Origin of the sequence: Stenotrophomonas daejeonensis (assembly GCF_001431505.1) — a bacterium.
Lineage (GTDB): Bacteria > Pseudomonadota > Gammaproteobacteria > Xanthomonadales > Xanthomonadaceae > Stenotrophomonas > Stenotrophomonas daejeonensis.
This window is the reverse complement of sequence record NZ_LDJP01000011.1, coordinates 49,668-67,348: the sequence shown is the minus strand read 5'-3', so window position 1 is coordinate 67,348 and position 17,681 is coordinate 49,668. Positions and strand designations below refer to the sequence as shown.

The following is a 17,681-nucleotide window of genomic DNA, read 5'->3' as shown; positions in this document are numbered from 1 at the left end:
GACGTGAGTCGCGACCGGGGATTGCCGGGAAGCCCCCATCGCGACTCACGTCGCTCCTGCGGGCAGGCCGCGATCAGCGTGGATCGTCGAAGCGCAGCACCATGCCCGGCTTGAGCACCGCATTGGCGTCCAGGTTGTTGCGCGACAGCAACACCTTCAGCGGGATGCCGTGGCGGCGCGCGATCGACCATGCGCTTTCGCCGCGGCGCACCGTGTGCCTCTGCGTGCCGGTTGCCGCCACGGTGGCGACGGCAGCGGCGGCGGACGCGGGTTCGCTTTCGGTGGCGGCGACGACCACGGGCGAAGGCTGCCTGTCCGGCTCCGGTTCGGGCAGGGCCGGGGCCAGTACCCGGGCACCGTTGCGTTTGCCGGTGAGCGCCGGGTTGAGGCGGGCGATGCGGGTGGCGTCCAGCGCGTTCGCCGCCGACCATTCGGCCAGCGTGGTGCCGGCCGGCAGGCTGTGCCCGCGCAGGATCGGCACCGGGCGGTCCAGCGCCGCCATCAGCTCCGGCTCCTGCTCCGCCTGTTCCAGCACGCAGGCCAGCGCGTGCAGTTTTTCGACGTAGGCATGGGTGATCGGCGACAGTCCCGGCAGCTCGGCCGGGCGCGCGTTCTGCGCGTTCATGCCGCCCCGGCGCAGTGCCTGCAGGATGCGGTATTCGCCGGCGTTGTAGGCCATCACCGCCAACTGCCAGTCGCCGCCGAACATGCCGTACAGGGTCTTGAGGTAACGTACCGCCGCCTGCGTGGATTCCACCGCCGAAAGCCGGCCGTCGTAGCCCTTTTCCATCGGCACGCGGTGGTTGCGGGCGGTGGTGGCGATGAACTGCCACAACCCGGCTGGCCCGTTGGCGTTGCGTGCGCCGGGGCGGTAGCCGCTTTCGACGAAGGGAATCAGCGCGAACTCGGTGGGCAGCCCGGCGGTGCGCAGTTCGTCCACCACGTAGCCGAACAGCGGCAGCGCGTCATCCTCCGCATTGCCCAACCGCGTTGGCGCATGCGCGAACTGCCGGCGCCAGCGCGGGTTGGTCGCCTCGCTGTCGCATTGCGGCGCGGCCAGGCCATCGCGGAAATCGGCGAGGATCAGGTGGCCGTTGCGCGTGAGCGGTGCCGGCAGCGCGGCCGGATCGGTGGGCAGGCGGTTCAGCGCTGCGAGGTTCTGCGCCAGCCCGACGCCGGCCGGGATCGACTGCGCGGCGGCGATGCCGCTGCCGGCGCCGAGCAACAGGCCCAGCGCCACCGACAGGTGCCGCTTCACGCGCGGAACCCGTCTTTCCAGCGCCGCAGTTCGGCGAATACCTCCACCTCGTCCTCCGGCGCGCGCCCCAGCCGTGCGGCAATGGCCGCGACGACGGGGGCCGCGGACGTGCGCAGGAACGGGTTGCAGGCCCGCTCGTCGGCCAGCAGCGAGGGGACGGTGGGGAGCGAGCGGCTGCGCATGTCCTGAGCTTCCTTCTGGCGGCGTTGCAATGCCGCGTTGGTGGGATCGACATGCCGCGCGAACGCGGCATTGCCCAAGGTGTATTCGTGCCCGCAGCAGACCTGCGTCCGCGCCGGCAGCGCCGCCAGCCGTTGCAGCGAGGCCAGCATCTGCGCGGGGGTACCTTCGAACATGCGCCCACAGCCCAGACTGAACAGCGTGTCGCCGCAGAACAGGTGGTCGTGGCCGTGGAACGCGACGTGGCTGCGGGTATGGCCGGGAACGGCCAGGACCGTGAAGTCGAAGCCGGGCAGGCTTACCCGGGCGCCTTCGCCGACCCGTTCGCATTCCAGCCCGATCCGTTCGTCCTCCGGCGCGAACACGGGCAGCTGCGGCCAATGCCGGCGCAGCTCGGCGACGCCGCCGGTGTGGTCGTCATGGTGGTGGGTGAGCAGGATGGCCGCCGGCTGCATGCCCTGCGCCACCGCGTCGAGCACAGGTTGCGCCTGTCCCGGGTCGACGAACAGCGTGCGCCCGTCCGGCGCCTGCAGCGCCCAGATGTAGTTGTCCTGGAATGCGGGCAGGGTGGTCAGTCGCATAGAATTGGGACCATGCCTGCCGCCCCGTTCCCCCGTCAAGCTGCAGTCTCTACCTGGTTTGAGAAGACGGGTGCGGAAACGGTGAGGGCGATGGAAAACCGCCATCTGCTCGAACAGTTGCAGGGCGTTCCCGCACAGCCCTGGTTGTGGCTGGCACCGTGCAGCGCGTGGCGCCCGCAGCCGGCCCCCGCCGGGCGCGGCCTGCGCCTGCAGCGGACGCCGGAGGGCGCGGGCTGGGAGGGCGACGTGTACTGCGCCCTGCCGCTGCCGCTGCCGTCCGAGGCAGTCAACGCCATCGTGCTGCAGCACCCGGCGACGATGGAGCTGGAACCGCTGCTGGCCGAATGCGCGCGGGTGCTGATGCCGGGCGGACGCCTGTGGCTGACCCTGCTCAACCGCCACAGCCTGTACCGCGGGCACTGGCAGTGGCGCGGCATGCGCCCGCCCACGGCGCTGCGTTGCCGCAGCGGCCTGCAGCGCGAGGGCCTGCGCATCCGCACGACGCGGCACGTCGGCCCGCTGTGGAACGACGCGGCGGCGCCGGCCGGCAAGGTGTTGCCGGCATTGCGCGCGGTATGCGTGCTGGAATTCGAGAAACGCACGGTAGCCTTCATCGGCCCGGAAAAAGCGCAGCCGGTAGGCTGGCGCGGGCCGGTGGCGACCTGAACGACGGAGCAAGATGAAAGAGATCGAGATACACACCGACGGGGCCTGCCTCGGCAATCCCGGGCCGGGCGGCTGGGCGGCGCTGCTGCGCTACAAGGGCCACGAACGCGAACTGGCTGGGGGCGAAGGGCATACTACCAACAATCGCATGGAGCTGATGGCCGCGATCATGGGGCTGGAAACGCTGACCGAGCCGTGCCGGATCGTGCTGCAGACCGACTCGCAGTACGTGCGCCAGGGCATCACCGAGTGGATGTCGGGCTGGGTGCGGCGGCAGTGGAAGACCGCCGGCGGCGACCCAGTGAAGAACCGCGACCTGTGGGAACGTCTGCATGCTGCCACCCAGCGGCACCAGATCGAGTGGCGCTGGGTGAAGGGCCACAATGGCGATCCCGACAACGAGCGCGTGGACCAGTTGGCCCGCGATGCCGCAATCCGCGTGCGCAATGGCGCCGCAAGCAACTGAGGTAACCCGTGCGCCAGATCGTCCTTGATACCGAAACCACCGGCCTGGAATGGAAGAAGGGCAACCGCGTGGTCGAAATCGGCTGCGTGGAGCTGCTCGAACGGCGCCCCAGCGGCAACAACTTCCACCGTTACCTGAAGCCGGACTGCGCGTTCGAGGCGGGTGCGCAGGAAGTAACCGGCCTGAGCCTGGAATTCCTCGCCGACAAGCCGCGCTTCGAGGAGGTCGTCGACGAATTCCTCGCCTACGTCGACGGCGCCGAGCTGATCATCCACAACGCCGCGTTCGACATGGGCTTCCTCGAGAACGAGATGCTGCTCGTGGGCAAGGGACGGCTGGACGAACGGGTGACGGTGACCGACACCCTGGCGATGGCGCGCGAGCGTTTCCCCGGCCAGCGCAACTCGCTGGATGCGCTGTGCAAGCGGCTGGGCGTGGACAACTCGCACCGCCACCTGCACGGTGGCCTGCTCGATGCGCAGATCCTGGCCGACGTCTACATCGCGCTGACCTCGGGGCAGGAGGAGATCGGCTTCGGCCTGCCAGAGGCGGAAATGGCGAGTGCCGGCGGCGTGGTGCAGGTGTTCGACGCCGCCGTGCTGCTGCCGCGCCCGCGCGTGCTGGTCACCGCTTCCGAGCTGGAGGCGCATGCGGCGCGGCTGGAACGCCTGCGCAAGAAGGCCGGCCATGCGCTGTGGGACGGCGCGAAGGCGGAAGAAACGGTCAGCGCGTAGATGCGGGGCTTGCCCCACATGCTCGTGGCAGGCGACGCCGGGAAGGCCCAGTGCCGGGCAAGCCCGGCACCTGCGGTGCGGGTTCCGACATGACGGCGTTGCTCAATGGCAGCGCACCAGGATGGCGGTGATGTTGTCCGAGCCGCCGCCGTCCAGCGCCGCGGCGACCAGCATGTCCACGCATTCCTGCGCGCTGCAGTCGTGCTGGGCAAGGGTGTCGGCGAGGCCGGTGTCGTCCACTTCCTCGGTCAGGCCGTCGCTGCACAACAGCAACTGCATGCCCGGCCGCAGCTCGCCGGTCATCGTCGCCACGTTCAGGTGCGCCGGGTCGGTCACGCCCAGTGCCTGGGTGACGACGTTGCGGTGCGGGTGGGCGCGGGCCTGCTCGGCGGTCAACGAGCCCTGTGCGATCAGCTCCTGCACGTAGCTGTGGTCCTGGCTGAGCTGGGCCAGCTTGCCGTCGCGCCACAGGTAGGCACGGCTGTCGCCGACCCAGGCCACCTCGAAGCGGTTGCCCAGCACGCGCGCGGCAACCACCGTGGTGCCCATCGGCAGGCTGTCGTTGCGGTGGCGCGAGGCGCGGATGATGTCCTCGTCGGCGATGCGGATCGCCTGCGGCAGCGTGGTGCCGCCGCGGACCTCGCGGACGATGGCCTCGCGCGCCAGCGCGCTGGCGACCTCGCCGCAGGCATGGCCGCCCATGCCGTCGGCCACCAGCCACAGCCCCAGTTCGCTGTCACCGTGGTAGGTGTCCTCGTTGAGCTGGCGGCGCAGGCCGACGTGGCTGAGGTGTCCGAATTCGATCATGGGCGCCGGCGGGGGCGGTTTTCAGCGGAAGCGGCCTGCATCATCGCGTCCGCGGCCGGTGCACGGCAAGCGTCTTGCCAGGGTGGAAGGGCAGAAACCGCTTGTCCACGCCGCCCGCGCCCCTTATCATTCGCAGCCCGGTTCGCCGGGAACCGCCGGGAAGGTGGCAGAGTGGTTGAATGTACCTGACTCGAAATCAGGCATGCGTTTATAGCGCATCGGGGGTTCGAATCCCCCCCTTCCCGCCAGACACGCGAGTTTCTCGCAACCCCGCGCAATGCTGCGCGGAACATCGAAACCGGGCCGCGCACTGCGCGGCCTGCGTCTATGGTGGCCCCGTCGGCCCCTCGCGACGCTAGGTCGAAAATCCCGCCAGGGCCGGAAGGCAGCAACGGTATCGACTGACGCGGGCGCCGAGGTCAGCCGGCGGGGCCGCCACCTTTTCGGGCCTGCCAACTGCCGTAGCATGTGCTATTGGGCATGCTGTAGATGCGGGGCTTGCCCCGCATGAAGCCTTCCCGGCAAGGCCCCGTGCCGGGCAAGCCCGACATCTACGGGGAAGCGAATGGCTCCGCCTGCGCTGCAGTGGGTGCGGCCAGCACCACGCACTGCCCCGGCTCGGCCACGCGGTGCCCGCGCGCGCGCAGGGCGGCGCCATCGGCGGCGCTGGCGTAGTGGTAGAGCATCATCCGCGCGCGCAGCTCCGGCGAGTATTCGCGTTCGAGGTCGTCGATGCCGGTATGCGACGGGTTGCCGTGCAGGCCGCAGTCGTGCGCGACCAGTTCGCCATCGTCCGCGTAACGGGCCAGCATTTCCGGAATGGGGCGGGTGTCGCCGCTCCATGCCAGCGCGCCCTGCAGGCGCAGGCCCCAGGCGGTTTCCGGCCAGTGGTGGCGCACCGGGAACACCTCCAGGCGCAGGCCGTCGTGCCAGAACGCCTCGCCGACCACGACCAGCTGGAACGCGTCCCAGAAATTGGCGCCGCCCTCGGCCAGCACGTTCGGGTAGTCGGCCACGCGCCGGTGCAGCAGCGGCACCACCGGCGCCGGCACGTAAACGCGGACCTTGCCGCGCCGTTGCGGGTTGAAGTACGTATCGACGAACAGGCGCTCGAACCCGGCCACGTGGTCCAGGTGCACGTGGGTGACGAACACGGCATCGGGCATCGCGCCGTAGTGCGCGTGGTAGGCGGTCAGGCCCTCGCCGCCGCAGTCGATGGTCAGCCACGGCCGGCCGTCGCGCTCGATCACCGCCATCGGCGAGCCGAGCTCGACCGCCGATGCGTTGCCGACGCCAAGGAAACGCAGTGCCCAGCTCACTTCACACGCCCCGGTTCCAGGCCAGGTCGTAGGCGCGGCGCAGGCGCGCGAAATCCTTCTCCACGTCCTCGCGGCTGCGCTCGCCGCGCAGCTTGAGCAGCGAGCGCAGCAGGCGCTTGAGGTTGCGCTCGCGCCAGCGCGTGGCGGGGATGCGCAGCACGCCGCGGTCGAAGTCGATCAGCCAGCCGCGGCCATTGGCGTCGAACAGGATGTTGTGGGCGTTGAGGTCGGCATGGTCCAGCCCGGCGCGGTGGAAACGCGCGATCAGGCGCCCGGCTTCCTCCCACGGCGCGCCGCGCCCGGCGACCAGCGCGCGGTCGGCCAGCGAGCGCACGTCGTCCAGCCGCTCCATCAGGAGGGCCGCGCGGTAGCGCAGCCCGTCGCGCATGTAGAACGCCGCCACCGGCCGCGGCACCGGCAGCTTCTGCGCGATCAGTTTCCGCATCAGCCGGAATTCGGCGAAGCTGCGGGTGCGGTTGGCGCCATGCCACAGGTAATGCGCATGGCTGATCCGCGCCGCCAGCCCGCCGCGCAGGTAGTGGCGCAGCACGCACTGGCCGAAGGGCGCGTTGACGAACCATGCGCCGCCGCGGCCGCCGGCACCCACCGGCCGCGCCTTGTCGCCCCACCAAGGGGGCGAGAACATCGCGGCTTCGGCTTGCCGCAGATATTCGCGGTCGAACAGAATGGCGCCCTGGCCGCGGCCTTCGCGGCAAGGCGTCAGCGCTTCAGTGGCGTCGAAAGCGACCATTCCGGCGAGTCTAACAACACCATGCCCGCAACGTCCTCCCCATTGTGCCTGCTGCGCCTGTCGGCGCTGGGCGACGTGACCCATGTGCTGCCGCTGGTGCGCACGCTGCAACGCGGCCTGCCGGGCGCCGAGCTGCATTGGGTGATCGACAAGGCCGGGCACAAGCTGCTCGACGGCCTGCCGGGCGTCGGCTTCCACGTCTACGACAAGAACAGCGGGCTGGCCGGCATGCGCGCGCTGCGCCGCGAATTGCCGGCGGGTGGTTTCGACGCGCTGTTGCAGATGCAGGTGGCGTTCCGCGCCAACGTGCTGTCGGCGTTCATCCCGGCGCGGCGACGCGTCGGCTACGACAAGTCGCGCTCGAAGGACCTGCACGGCCTTTTCATCAACGAACGCATCCCCGACCGCCCGGGCATCCACGTGCTCGATGCCATCGGCAGCTTCTGCGAACCGCTGGGCCTGAAGCAGACCGACGTCGCGTGGGATATGGGGACACCGCCGGAAGCACACGCATGGGCGCGCGCGCAATGGGAGGACGATGGCCGCCCGGTGCTGATGATTTCCCCCTGTTCCAGCCATGCCCGCCGCAACTGGCGCGCCGACCGCTACGCCGCCGTGGCCGACCATGCCGCCGCGCGCGGCTGGAAGGTGGTGCTGTGCGGTGGCCGCAGCGAACTGGAACGCAGCACCACCGATGCGATCCGCGCGGCGATGCGCGGGCCGGCACTGGACCTGGTCGGCAAGGACACGCTCAAGCAGTTGCCGGCGCTGCTGGCCCGCGCCAACCTGCTGGTGACGCCCGATTCCGGGCCGATGCACATTGCCAACGCCGTCGGCACCAAGGTGCTGGGCCTGCATGCGGCCAGCAACCCCGAGCGCAGCGGCCCGTATTCGGACCGCCGCTATTGCGTGGACCGCTACGACGATGCGGCCCGCCGTTTCCTGCACAAGCCGGCCAGCGCGCTGAAATGGGGCGCCAAGGTCGAGTTCGACGGGGTGATGGATCTGGTGACGGTAGACGATGCCATCGCCGCGTTCGAGCGTTACGTGGCCGACCATCTGGCCTGAAACCCCCTGTAGGAGCGCCGAAAGTCGCGACGAGGCTTTCCCGACAAAGCCAGGTCGTGACTTGCGTCGCTCCTGCAAAACGGGTGGTTCAACGCGCGGCGTAGTCGGCGTAGGACTTCTCTTCGACGTAGCCCGAGCCCAGCGCGAGGTTGATCGCCTTCTTGATACGCGCGCGCTCGTCGTTGCGGAAATACACGCTGCGCGCCAGTTCGACGAAGCCGTCGTCGAAGGCCTGCGCCTTGTCCTTCAGGCGGATGTCGTCCTCGATGTCCCACAGCTGCTCGTTCACCGCCTTCAGCTCCGCGTGCAGGGCACCGATGTCCGCGGCCGCGGCCGGATGCGCGGACCAGGTGGCCTCCAGCGCAGCCAGTTCCTTGCGCACGTTGGCCAGCTTGGCCGCGTCGCTGATGCGCTCGGACTTGATCTGCAGGATCGTGATCTTGTCGAGCAGCTCGCCGAAGGAGACGGGGACCAGGATTTCGGACATGACGGGTACCATTGAAACGATGATGGGGAGTGTAGCGGCCAACGTGCCGGGCCGATGATTTCCCACTGATTGGCATGTGCCCCGATACGGATTCCGCGTAAAGAAAAACCCCTGACGAGTCAGGGGTTTCGCATGATCTGGCGGAGAGAGGGGGAGGCAGTTGAGTCCAGCCTAACCCCCTGTTCTCGCTGGCAAAACACAAACCGAATTGTGCCCTGCTGTGTGCCACGGGGTGCGCAGTGTATCCGCGCAGATGAAGGCCAGGTGGGTGGACCCCGCCTACCGGGAGCGCGCCCGGGGCTTCCACCGCGACGAACGGACCTACCGTTGGCAGCACGTCGCGTCCGGGCGGATCGTCTCGCGGACCGAGCTCGAAATGCGCGAGGAGTACGGCCTGCGGCCCGCGTCGCTTGACGGCCTCGTGGCGGGGCGTATCCAGACCTCCCGGGGCTGGCGCTTCGCACCGCACTCCCTGCTGGGCGAGAGCCCGCGGTGGATTTTTCCGTAAACAGACAAATAGCGTTCCTGATCCCGAGAATAGGTCCTAGGCGCCTACTCGCTGGTTGTCTCACACCATGAGAGCCGTGTGCCTGAGTCACGAGAAGCATGGGTCTCTTGAAAAATCGGTCTAGACCATGTTTCACATGAAAAAGATAAATGAATTGTAAGTATCTGATGCATAAACATAAAATAAATTATGTCAAGTCCATTCAGATACAAATAACAATCTATTAACAATATTTGCGAACGAATGGGGTTGCACTGTACCGCGTGGCGTGCCATCTTTGTGCCACTCGCGCCACCTTTGGCCTGAGGAAGGATCGGCACAATGAATGAGAAGACCATCAAGCCGCCGTACTCGACCTATCGGAGCTTTACGGCTTTGATCGAGGAATTGCGCAGCCATGAGGTGTTGCCCGGGGTTATCGACCGCAGCTTTCTCAGCAAGCGCTCTGGCTCTGAGCAGTCTGCGTTGATTGCGACCATGAAGTGGTTTGGCCTGATTGATGAGGCTGGCGCCCCGACCAAGCTGCTCAATGAGTATGTCGCTGCCGACGAGGCGTCGGCAAAGGCGATGCTCAAGAGGATGATTGAGGGCTCTTACAGGGCTATCACGGACGGCACGTTTGCATTGGAGCGTGCTACGACGAACATGCTCGCGGACAAATTCCGCGAGTACGAAATCAGTGGCTCGACCTTGTCGAAGTCGATCAGCTTTTTCCTGTCGGCGGCCAAAGAGGCGGGTATCAAGATCAGTCCGCACGCGAAGGCTCCCCCGGCGCCATCGAATGGCGCGAGCAAGCGCAAAACAAAGTCGGTTGTTTTGCCGCCGATCCCCCCGGCGCAATCGCCTCCAGAGTCTCAGGACCCCGCAAAGCCGAAGCCCCCGCGCGCCGACATGGTGGCCATCCCCATCCCGATCTTCGGCGGTCAAGATGGCGTCATCTACCTCCCGGGACAGATGACGGAGAAGCAGTGGGAGAACGTCATCAAGATGACGGAGTTCATCTTGAAGAACTACCGCGACACGATGGCCGAAGAGGTCCCGGAGGAAGCGGAAGAGGAGGATGAATCGTCATGACATTAGATCGCGGCCACCCTCTGACTACCGCCGCGGGTGGCCCAGACAAAGCAACGCCCCAACTCAAGTTCCCCGTCGCGAAACAGGCTTGAGTTGAGGCGCTAGGTAGGCAAAACGCTGGTGCGGTTGGTTCGGAGTTGGAAACACCCCGGCAAGGGTGCCTACAACGATGTTCCGAACCTCCGTACCGGCATCACGGCATGGCAGTTGAGGGTGTCCCTCTGCCGATTCCGCGGCCCGTACAACACAGGGAGTATAGCGCCCTGGGACCTGGAATTCCGATATCGCCCTCACAAACCCGGCTTGCAGGAGGACTTATGTCCCACGCCAAGACGGTGCATGTGTGCGCGTATACCCGGGTCCGTAAGGGCCGTCTGGAGTACGTCTGCCAGCATTGGCGCAGCCCTCCGGGCTAAGCGCAGCACCCGGGAGCGCCCTTTGGGGCGCCTCCCGTTCCCCTTGGGCGAGGACCTCTACAAGCCATCGGAGGTGGTATGAACCCTTCGGAAGACGAGAAGGCCGTGGCGCGGTGGATGCTCGATCAGTACAGGCGGCAGAACCGTTTGGTGCAATCGTCCGCTGCGCGCGGCATACGCATGACCTTCGGCGAGCAACACGTGTACAAGAACCGCCAGCGAAACTGGGGAATCAATAAGGGCATCCTTGAGGAGTTCCGAAAGTTGACGCCTGACGACGTGGTGTGGAGTCGGAGTTCGCAGACGTGGCGGCAACGCCGCGAGTCTGATCCGCCTGACAAGCGGATGGTCCGTTAAATCAAGGGGGCTGCCAATGGCAGTCCTCTTTCTTGGTCGTGTTGGAGCCTGTTGTTAGTCTGCTTTTCGCTTCAAGTCTGCCTTCGCTTCGGCGACGAACTGCTTCATATGATCGTTGGCAATCGACCATGACATGTCGAGGTGTTCATACCAAGATTCCTGTCTTGGCATGTTCTCAGATGCATCTTTGTATTTGCTCAGAATCTCCAGCGCTTTGGGTGAGAGGATGAAGCTGCCGATGTCCGCGGAGCGCAGAATCTCGTCCCGGGCTTCCGCAGCGCCGGCATTGAGTTGAGCTTTGCGGGCATCATCGAACGCAATATCCAACTCTTCTGCGCGCAGATGCTCGTCGTCGTATCGCTTTGCTTTATGAAAGGCGTCGATTACGCGCTCGTAGGCCGCGGCCTTCTTCTCCCACCATCGCTCCGAGCGGAACTTGTTGCGCGTCAGCCAGACGGCTATCCAAGCGGCGAACAAGGCGAGCAGCAGGCCAGCGACGAGTTCTAGGATCACGCCGACATAGACGGGAAGGCCAAGACTTTCGGCTAATTTATCCATAGGGGGCTACGCTACAGTGCGTCTCGCGCCTATGTCGAGACAACAAAAAGGCCACCTCGACGGGTGGCCTTTTCGCCTACCTAGCCCAGCGCATCAGGCGTAGTAGGTCTTTTAGTAGGGTAGTTCCGGAACTGCTTGGCCGGAGCCACTACCTATTGGATAACTGGCGGAGAGAGGGGGATTCGAACCCCCGAAGCGCGGTTTAGACGCTTACACACTTTCCAGGCGTGCTCCTTCAACCACTCGGACACCTCTCCGGGACTTGCCGCCACTTTGGGCGGTGGCAAGGGCGGGAATTCTATAGGGGCGGCGCGGCGGCCACAAGTCGGGAACGCGGAGTCGGGCGGCAGTCCGCCGCCGTGCGCCGCCCGGTGGCGACGGCCTGTTCAGGCCAGCCGGAACACCGCCACCATCTGCGCCAGTTCGTCGGCCTGCTCCTGCAGCGAGCGGGCCGCGGCGCTGGCTTCCTCCACCATCGCCGCGTTCTGCTGGGTGGCGCCGTCCATCTGCACGATGGTCTGGTTGACCTGCTCGATGCCGGCGCTCTGTTCCTGCGAGGCGGCGGCGATCTCGGCCATCAGGTCGCTGACGCGCTGCACCGAGGCGATGATCTCGCGCATGGTGTCGCCGGCGTCGCCGACCAGCGCCGCGCCCTGGCCCACGCGCTGCACCGAGTCGCCGATCAGGCCCTTGATCTGCCGCGCGGCCTCGCCCGAGCGCTGCGCCAGCAGGCGCACTTCGCTGGCGACCACGGCGAAGCCGCGGCCCTGCTCGCCGGCGCGGGCGGCTTCCACCGCGGCGTTCAGGGCGAGGATGTTGGTCTGGAAGGCGATGCCGTCGATCACGCCGATGATGCTTTCGATCTGCCGCGAGGCGTGGCTGATGCCGTCCATCTGCTCGACCACCTGCCCGACCAGCGCGCCGCCGCGGCCGGCGATGTCGGCCGCGCCGGTGGCCAGCTGCCGAGCCTGCTGCGAGGTGGTGGCGTTGTTGCGCACGGTGGAGGTGAGCTCCTCCATCGACGCGGCGGTTTCCTCGAGGCTGGCGGCCTGCTGCTCGGAGCGGGCCGCCAGGTCGTTGTTGCCGGCGGTGATGTCGTGGGCGGCGGTGCCGATGGCGTCCACCGCGCCGCGCACGCCCTGCATAATGCCGGTCAGGCGCTCCACTGTGGCGTTGGTGTCGTCGCGCATCTGCCCGAACACGCCGCGGTAGTCGGCGGTGATGCGCTGGGTGAGGTCGCCCTGCGCCAGCGCGCCGAGCACGCGCTGCACGTCGCCGATGGTGCCGGCGTTGGCGTCGAGCATGCCGTTGACGCCGTCGGCCAGGCGGCGGAAGAAGCCGGTCTTGCCGTCGCGGCCGATGCGCCGGGACAGGTCGCCGTCGGCGGCGGCGTCGATGACGCTGCCCACTTCGGCCTCCACCGCCACTTCCTGGCTGCGGTCGCGCCATTCCACCACCACGCCCAGCCGTTGCCCGTCGCCGGCAACCACCGGCGCGGCGGTCTGCGCGAACACGGCGCTGCCGAAGGCCAGTTCGCGCTGCACGATGCCTTCGATGTGGGCCAGCGCGTCGCCATCGTCGGGCTGCAGCTGTGCCAGCGGTTGTTCCTCGAGATGCTCGAGATCGGCATCGGGCAGGTGCCGGGCCAGTTCGGCGCGGTGCTGTGCCAGCAGTTGCCGCATCGCCGGGTTGGCATAGGCGACGAGGCCGCCGGCATCGGCGATCAGCATGGCGGTGCCGGCGTTGTCCAGGGCGATGCGCACGCGCAGGTTCTCCGCGGCGATGCGGCGCTCGGCGTCCAGCCGCGCCTTCAGGTCGGCCTGCATCTTGCGGAGGGCGCGCGAGACTTGTCCCACTTCGTCGTCGCCACCGGCGGCGATGGGGTAGTCCAACTGCCCGGCGGCCACCGCGTCCACGCCCTGCACGATGCCGCGCAGCGGGGTGCCGACCAACTGCCGCAGCAGCAGCACGACCACCGTCACCAGCGCCAGCACGCTGGCCACGCCGACCCAGATTACCCGGTTGCGGATCTGCACCACGCCGGCCATCACCGCATCGACCGGGGCCGAGACCATCAGCGCGAAGGCGTCGGGGGCATGGCCGACGGTGATCGGCACGTAGACGCGGAAGACCTCGCCGCCGACGCTGGCGTCGACGGTGCGCTGGTGGACGATTTCGCCCTTGGCCAGCCGCGCCAGCAGCGGCGCCAGGTCCGGGGCGAACGGTTTGCCCAGGCTCTGCTGCTCCGGCGCGGCGAGCACGGCGCCGGTGGGCGAGAGCAGGCGCACCACGCCGCGCTGGTAGGGGCGCACCTTGGCGAGGTTGGCCTGGATGGCGGACAGGGCGATGTCGGCGCCGGCCACGCCGTGGAACTGGCCGTCCAGCTTGATCGGCACCATCAGGCTGGTCATCAGCACCTTGGTGGTACCCACGTCGTCCAGGTACGGCTCGAACATCAGCTCGTCGCCGCGCTCCTTCACCGCCACGTAGTACTTCTCGGCGTCGGGGCCGTCGATCTTGATCTCGTTACTGCTGCCGACGGTGTCTTGCAACGCCGGTTCGGCGTCGCCCTGGCGGGTCCAGTAGATGGAGATGCGGCCGGCGTCGCTGCTGACCTGCTGGTCGGGGTCCAGTCCGGCGATGAAGGCCTGCAGTTCGTCGCCCTCGGGTTCGCCCTCGGGCCAACTGCGGGCGAACTCGGCGTCGCGGCCGTCGTAGCCATTGGGCTCGAATTCCAGCCAGTAGCCCAGCACCGCCGCGTCCGCGGCGGTGAAGCGCCGGGTGAGTGCGGACACCTCGCCGCGGCTGGCGTCGCCGCGGGCCATCAGCGCCTGGGTGGCGTCGGCCAGGCCGCGCACGCGCGACAGGGTCTCGGTGGCGTCGCCGCGGACCTTGGCGGCCTCGGCCTGGGCCAAGTGCTCCAGCTCGTTCAGGGCGGCCGCCTCCTGCACCGCCGCCGCCTTCTGCTGGATCAGCCACGCCGCGCCGGCGAAGCAGGCCGCGGCCACCAGTCCCAGCACCAGCGCGGTACGCGCCACCACCGATTTCAAACCCGTTCGGCGAACTTGCATTGGTCCAACCTCTGGAATGTTGCCGGAGCGCAGTCAGCACAAGGCTGGGCGGCAATGCCGGCCCCGTTGCTGGAGATATCGCCCCCGGCGGCCGGATCTTTAACCGGGCCGGCGGCGCGGGTGTGGCACCGGCCGGCCGGCACCGGCACAATGACGGTCCAGATGAAGACGGTTGCCTGATGTCCTACCTCGTCCTCGCCCGCAAGTGGCGCCCCAAGCGTTTCGCCGAGCTGGTGGGGCAGGAACACGTGGTCCGCGCGCTGAGCAACGCGCTGGACAGCGGCCGCGTCCACCATGCCTTCCTGTTCACTGGTACCCGCGGCGTCGGCAAGACCACCATCGCCCGCATCTTCGCCAAGTCGCTGAACTGCGAGCACGGCACCAGCGCCGACCCCTGCGGCCAGTGCGCGGCCTGCCTGGACATCGATGCCGGCCGCTACATCGACCTGCTGGAGATCGACGCGGCCTCCAACACCGGCGTGGACGACGTGCGTGAGGTGATCGAGAACGCCCAGTACATGCCCTCGCGCGGCAAGTACAAGGTGTACCTGATCGACGAGGTGCACATGCTGTCCAAGGCGGCGTTCAACGCGCTGCTGAAGACGCTGGAGGAGCCGCCGGAGCACGTGAAGTTCCTGCTGGCCACCACCGACCCGCAGAAGCTGCCGGTGACCGTGCTGTCGCGCTGCCTGCAGTTCAACCTGAAGCGGCTGGACGAGGAACAGATCCGCGGGCAGATGACCCGCATCCTCGGCGCCGAGCAGATCGAATTCGAGGACGGTGCCATCGCGCAGCTGGCGCGCGGCGCCGATGGCTCGCTGCGCGACGGCCTGTCGCTGCTGGACCAGGCCATCGCCTATGCCGGCGGCGTGCTGGGCGACGAGGTGGTGCGGGCGATGCTCGGCACCGTGGACCGTACCCAGGTGGCGGCGATGCTCGATGCGCTGGCCGCGGGTGATGGCGCGCGGCTGTTGCAGGTGGTGGCCGCGCTGGCCGATTTCTCGCCGGACTGGAGCGGCGTGCTCGATGCGCTGGCCGAGGCGCTGCACCGCATCCAGGTGCAGCAACTGGTGCCGGGCGCTTTGGTGCCGGGCGACGGCATCGACGCGGTGGCGTTCGCGCCGCGCCTGCGCCCGGAAGTGGTGCAGCTGTGGTACCAGATGGCCCTGGGCGGCCGCCGCGACCTGCATCTGGCGCCGAGCCCGCGCGCCGGGTTCGAAATGACCGTGCTGCGCATGCTGGCCTTCCGCCCGGCCGGCAGCGTGCCGGCGGTGCCGGAAGGCGCCGGCCCGGAGGCGGGCGCTGGAGCGTCGTCGGCAAGCGGTTCCGCGCCTGTGGCGTCGGCCGCGGCCATGGCCGCGCCGGTGCGGCGGGCGAATGCCACGCCCGCAGATCCTTCCCCGGGGGCTTATGCGGCAGCGAACCCGGTGACCGCCGCGCCCGAGCCTTTGCGCGTGCGCGAACCCCGGTCCGAGCCGGTGGCTTCCCCGTTGCCGGCCCCGACAGCAGCCCACCGCGACGACGACCTGCCGCCGTGGATGGAAGAAACCGCCGCCGCGCAGGCGCGCGACGACGCGGCCGACGCCCTGCCGGCCCCGGTTCGCCAGGCGCCGCCTTCGCCGTTCCGCGCCGACGGCATCGCGATTGCGCCGCCGCCCGCCGTCGAACGCAGCGCCGCCGCCACGCGTGCGCTGGAAAGCGCCGGGCAATGGCTGGACCTGGTTGCCGCCAGCGGCCTGTCCGGGCCGTCGCGCGAACTGGCGGCCAACGCCGCCTTCGTCAGCTACCGCAATGGCGTGCTGCGCCTGGCGCTGCCGCCGGGCTTCGAATACCTGCAGTCCGAGCGCTCGCTGGCGGCGCTGGCGCAGACCCTGGCGCAGGCGCTGGGCAGCGCGCCGAAGATCGTGGTCGAGGCCGGGCAGGAGGCGCAGGCCGAGACCCTGCACGCCCGCACCGACCGCCAGCGTGGCGAACGACAGACCGCGGCCGAGGCCGCCTTCATGGCCGACCCGCAGGTACAGCACCTGCTCGCGCAGGGCGCACGGGTCGTGGCCGATTCCATCCGTCCCTTTGAAGAGTAAGCAAGCATGCGCGGCAATATCGCCCAGATGATGCAACAGGCCCAGAAAATGCAGGAAAACCTGCAGAAGGCCCAGGAAGAAATCGCCAAGCTGGAAGTCACCGGCAGCGCCGGCGGCGGCATGGTCAACATCACCCTCACCGGCACCAAGGAGTGCCGCAAGGTGCGCATCGATCCTAGCATCCTGTCCGACCAGGAAATGGTCGAGGACCTGATCGCGGCGGCGTTCAATGACGCCTCCAACAAGATCGACGCCGAATCGCAGGCGCGCATGGGCTCGGCCACCGCCGGCATGAAGCTGCCGCCGGGCATGAAGCTGCCGTTCTGACGGCAGCGGACGCCAGCCATCAAGCCCCTCTCCCGCCGGGAGAGGGGTTGGGGTGAGGGTTCGGGGGCGAAGCCTTGCGCACCCTGTGTATGCAAACAGCGGTATCTCGATTGTTTTCTCCACGGGCGCGTGGCGACGCGTTCATCGTCAGGACCACCGTCAGTTCCCTGCGGCGCGGCTTCGCCCGTACCCTCATCCGCCCCTGCGGGGCACCTTCTCCCGGAGGGAGAAGGAAACAGCCGGCATTCGACGCCGATCACGTCCAGCCAAGCCTTCCCGACTCCCCGTGTCCTCACTTCTCGAACAACTGATCGACGCCTTCCGGGTACTGCCCGGCGTCGGCCAGAAGACCGCGCAACGCATGGCCTACCACGTGCTCGAACGCGCGCGCGAGGGCGGCCAGCGCCTGTCGGTGGCGCTGGCCGATGCGATCGAGAAGATCGGGCATTGCACGCAGTGCCGCGATTTCAGCGAGACCGAGGTGTGCCCGGTGTGCGCCAGCGGCAGCCGCGAGCGGCAGACCCTGTGCGTGGTGGAGTCACCGGCCGACCGTCTGGCGATCGAACATGCCACCAGCTACCGCGGCCTCTACTACGTGCTGCAGGGGCGGTTGTCGCCACTGGATGGCATCGGCCCGCGCGAGCTCGGCCTCGACCAACTGGAAGCAAGGTTGGCGCAGGGCGAGGTCAACGAGTTGATCATCGCCACCAATTCCACCGTCGAAGGCGAGGCCACCGCGCACTACCTGGCGCAGCTGGCGCGCCGCCACGGCGTGCGCCCGAGCCGGCTGGCGCAGGGCCTGCCGCTGGGCGGCGAGCTGGAATACGTGGACCGCGGCACGCTGTCGCACGCCTTCGGCAGCCGCAGCGAAATCCGCGACTGACGGTTCATTGCCGGTGGCCGAGGTTGCCGGATGCCGGTGGGTGCTGACCGTTGGCCGGCACGGCTGTTCGCCATCCATCGAACCGCACG

The 17,681-nt window shown here is 68.2% G+C and carries 18 protein-coding genes, 2 tRNA genes and 1 other RNA gene; 12 read left to right on the top strand and 9 right to left on the bottom strand.

The window, feature by feature from the left end:
- Nucleotides 1-73 precede the first annotated feature (73 nt).
- Entirely contained in the window at nt 74-1,258 is a 1,185-nt protein-coding gene (locus tag ABB34_RS02555) for a lytic transglycosylase domain-containing protein (RefSeq protein ID WP_057639667.1), read from the bottom strand.
- Nucleotides 1,255-2,019 (bottom strand): hydroxyacylglutathione hydrolase, encoded by a 765-nt coding sequence (gene gloB, locus ABB34_RS02550; protein ID WP_057639666.1) that lies wholly within the window; start codon nt 2,017-2,019, stop codon nt 1,255-1,257. The genes ABB34_RS02555 and gloB overlap by 4 nt, the downstream gene beginning before the upstream one ends.
- Nucleotides 2,020-2,109: 90 nt before the next feature.
- Here gloB and ABB34_RS02545 point away from each other — a divergent pair, with 90 nt between their 5' ends.
- Genes ABB34_RS02545 through dnaQ form a run of 3 tightly spaced genes read left to right on the top strand, consistent with a single transcriptional unit; the run spans nt 2,110 to nt 3,885 of the window.
- On the top strand, nt 2,110-2,685 hold the full coding sequence (locus tag ABB34_RS02545) for a class I SAM-dependent methyltransferase (RefSeq protein ID WP_245625391.1): 576 nt from the start codon (nt 2,110-2,112) through the stop codon (nt 2,683-2,685).
- Between the two features lie 13 nt (nt 2,686-2,698).
- Nucleotides 2,699-3,151, top strand: a complete 453-nt coding sequence (rnhA, locus tag ABB34_RS02540; protein WP_057639664.1) for a ribonuclease HI — start codon at nt 2,699-2,701, stop codon at nt 3,149-3,151.
- Between the two features lie 8 nt (nt 3,152-3,159).
- Nucleotides 3,160-3,885: a DNA polymerase III subunit epsilon gene (gene dnaQ, locus ABB34_RS02535; RefSeq protein ID WP_057639663.1), complete on the top strand. Its 726-nt coding sequence runs from the start codon at nt 3,160-3,162 to the stop codon at nt 3,883-3,885.
- Between the two features lie 102 nt (nt 3,886-3,987).
- Here dnaQ and ABB34_RS02530 read toward each other — a convergent pair whose 3' ends face one another.
- On the bottom strand, nt 3,988-4,692 hold the full coding sequence (locus tag ABB34_RS02530) for a PP2C family protein-serine/threonine phosphatase (RefSeq protein WP_057639662.1): 705 nt from the start codon (nt 4,690-4,692) through the stop codon (nt 3,988-3,990).
- 157 nt (nt 4,693-4,849) lie between these two features.
- Here ABB34_RS02530 and ABB34_RS02525 point away from each other — a divergent pair.
- Nucleotides 4,850-4,940 (top strand) — tRNA-Ser (locus tag ABB34_RS02525).
- An 88-nt stretch (nt 4,941-5,028) separates the two neighbouring features.
- Nucleotides 5,029-5,125, top strand: an RNA gene (ffs, locus tag ABB34_RS14730) — signal recognition particle sRNA small type.
- A 118-nt stretch (nt 5,126-5,243) separates the two neighbouring features.
- Here ffs and ABB34_RS02520 read toward each other — a convergent pair.
- Both ABB34_RS02520 and ABB34_RS02515 read right to left on the bottom strand, forming a co-directional pair.
- On the bottom strand, nt 5,244-6,011 hold the full coding sequence (locus tag ABB34_RS02520) for an MBL fold metallo-hydrolase (RefSeq protein ID WP_057639661.1): 768 nt from the start codon (nt 6,009-6,011) through the stop codon (nt 5,244-5,246).
- Between the two features lies 1 nt (nt 6,012).
- Nucleotides 6,013-6,762 (bottom strand): 3-deoxy-D-manno-octulosonic acid kinase, encoded by a 750-nt coding sequence (locus ABB34_RS02515; protein WP_057639660.1) that lies wholly within the window; start codon nt 6,760-6,762, stop codon nt 6,013-6,015.
- Nucleotides 6,763-6,783: 21 nt separating this feature from the next.
- Here ABB34_RS02515 and ABB34_RS02510 point away from each other — a divergent pair, with 21 nt between their 5' ends.
- On the top strand, nt 6,784-7,830 hold the full coding sequence (locus ABB34_RS02510) for a glycosyltransferase family 9 protein (protein ID WP_057639659.1): 1,047 nt from the start codon (nt 6,784-6,786) through the stop codon (nt 7,828-7,830).
- Between the two features lie 88 nt (nt 7,831-7,918).
- Here the strand turns inward: ABB34_RS02510 and ABB34_RS02505 are convergent, their stop codons facing one another.
- Nucleotides 7,919-8,317, bottom strand: coding sequence for a DUF6165 family protein (locus ABB34_RS02505; RefSeq protein ID WP_057639658.1), 399 nt, complete (start codon nt 8,315-8,317; stop codon nt 7,919-7,921).
- Between the two features lie 268 nt (nt 8,318-8,585).
- On the opposite strand from ABB34_RS02505, the gene ABB34_RS02500 reads away from it, so the two are divergent.
- From ABB34_RS02500 to ABB34_RS02490, 3 genes are all read left to right on the top strand, one after another.
- Nucleotides 8,586-8,825 carry a hypothetical protein gene (locus ABB34_RS02500; protein ID WP_152979477.1) on the top strand — a complete coding sequence of 80 codons (240 nt, stop codon included), beginning with the start codon at nt 8,586-8,588 and terminating at the stop codon, nt 8,823-8,825.
- A gap of 321 nt (nt 8,826-9,146) precedes the next feature.
- Entirely contained in the window at nt 9,147-9,899 is a 753-nt protein-coding gene (locus ABB34_RS02495; protein WP_057639656.1) for a DUF5343 domain-containing protein, read from the top strand.
- Nucleotides 9,900-10,393: 494 nt separating this feature from the next.
- A complete protein-coding gene (locus tag ABB34_RS02490; RefSeq protein ID WP_057639655.1) occupies nt 10,394-10,672 on the top strand; it encodes a DUF6953 family protein in 279 nt (92 codons plus the stop codon).
- Nucleotides 10,673-10,726: 54 nt separating this feature from the next.
- On the opposite strand, the gene ABB34_RS02485 is transcribed toward ABB34_RS02490, so the two are convergent.
- The 3 genes from ABB34_RS02485 to ABB34_RS15755 form a co-directional block, all read right to left on the bottom strand.
- On the bottom strand, nt 10,727-11,230 hold the full coding sequence (locus tag ABB34_RS02485) for a hypothetical protein (RefSeq protein ID WP_152979476.1): 504 nt from the start codon (nt 11,228-11,230) through the stop codon (nt 10,727-10,729).
- A 164-nt stretch (nt 11,231-11,394) separates the two neighbouring features.
- Nucleotides 11,395-11,487 (bottom strand) — tRNA-Ser (locus tag ABB34_RS02480).
- Between the two features lie 129 nt (nt 11,488-11,616).
- Complete coding sequence (locus tag ABB34_RS15755; protein ID WP_152979475.1) at nt 11,617-14,301, bottom strand: methyl-accepting chemotaxis protein; 2,685 nt, start codon at nt 14,299-14,301, stop codon at nt 11,617-11,619.
- A 179-nt stretch (nt 14,302-14,480) separates the two neighbouring features.
- Between ABB34_RS15755 and dnaX the strand changes: the two genes are divergently transcribed.
- From dnaX to recR, 3 genes are all read left to right on the top strand, one after another.
- Entirely contained in the window at nt 14,481-16,382 is a 1,902-nt protein-coding gene (dnaX, locus tag ABB34_RS02470; RefSeq protein WP_057639652.1) for a DNA polymerase III subunit gamma/tau, read from the top strand.
- 6 nt (nt 16,383-16,388) lie between these two features.
- Nucleotides 16,389-16,709, top strand: a complete 321-nt coding sequence (locus tag ABB34_RS02465; RefSeq protein ID WP_057639651.1) for a YbaB/EbfC family nucleoid-associated protein — start codon at nt 16,389-16,391, stop codon at nt 16,707-16,709.
- 286 nt (nt 16,710-16,995) lie between these two features.
- Complete coding sequence (gene recR, locus ABB34_RS02460) at nt 16,996-17,592, top strand: recombination mediator RecR (protein ID WP_057639650.1); 597 nt, start codon at nt 16,996-16,998, stop codon at nt 17,590-17,592.
- Nucleotides 17,593-17,681: the final 89 nt, after the last annotated feature.

What these genes read in the sequence shown, in the direction of transcription:
- gloB (WP_057639666.1), bottom strand. Translation starts at nt 2,019, where the DNA reads ATGCGACTGACCACCCTGCCCGCATTCCAGGACAACTACATCTGGGCG.
- ABB34_RS02545 (WP_245625391.1), top strand. Translation starts at nt 2,110, where the DNA reads ATGGAAAACCGCCATCTGCTCGAACAGTTGCAGGGCGTTCCCGCACAG.
- ABB34_RS02505 (WP_057639658.1), bottom strand. Translation starts at nt 8,317, where the DNA reads ATGTCCGAAATCCTGGTCCCCGTCTCCTTCGGCGAGCTGCTCGACAAG.
- ABB34_RS02485 (WP_152979476.1), bottom strand. Translation starts at nt 11,230, where the DNA reads ATGGATAAATTAGCCGAAAGTCTTGGCCTTCCCGTCTATGTCGGCGTG.
- ABB34_RS02515 (WP_057639660.1), bottom strand. Translation starts at nt 6,762, where the DNA reads ATGGTCGCTTTCGACGCCACTGAAGCGCTGACGCCTTGCCGCGAAGGC.
- dnaX (WP_057639652.1), top strand. Translation starts at nt 14,481, where the DNA reads ATGTCCTACCTCGTCCTCGCCCGCAAGTGGCGCCCCAAGCGTTTCGCC.
- rnhA (WP_057639664.1), top strand. Translation starts at nt 2,699, where the DNA reads ATGAAAGAGATCGAGATACACACCGACGGGGCCTGCCTCGGCAATCCC.
- ABB34_RS15755 (WP_152979475.1), bottom strand. Translation starts at nt 14,301, where the DNA reads ATGCAAGTTCGCCGAACGGGTTTGAAATCGGTGGTGGCGCGTACCGCG.
- ABB34_RS02465 (WP_057639651.1), top strand. Translation starts at nt 16,389, where the DNA reads ATGCGCGGCAATATCGCCCAGATGATGCAACAGGCCCAGAAAATGCAG.
- ABB34_RS02495 (WP_057639656.1), top strand. Translation starts at nt 9,147, where the DNA reads ATGAATGAGAAGACCATCAAGCCGCCGTACTCGACCTATCGGAGCTTT.
- ABB34_RS02490 (WP_057639655.1), top strand. Translation starts at nt 10,394, where the DNA reads ATGAACCCTTCGGAAGACGAGAAGGCCGTGGCGCGGTGGATGCTCGAT.
- ABB34_RS02530 (WP_057639662.1), bottom strand. Translation starts at nt 4,692, where the DNA reads ATGATCGAATTCGGACACCTCAGCCACGTCGGCCTGCGCCGCCAGCTC.
- ABB34_RS02510 (WP_057639659.1), top strand. Translation starts at nt 6,784, where the DNA reads ATGCCCGCAACGTCCTCCCCATTGTGCCTGCTGCGCCTGTCGGCGCTG.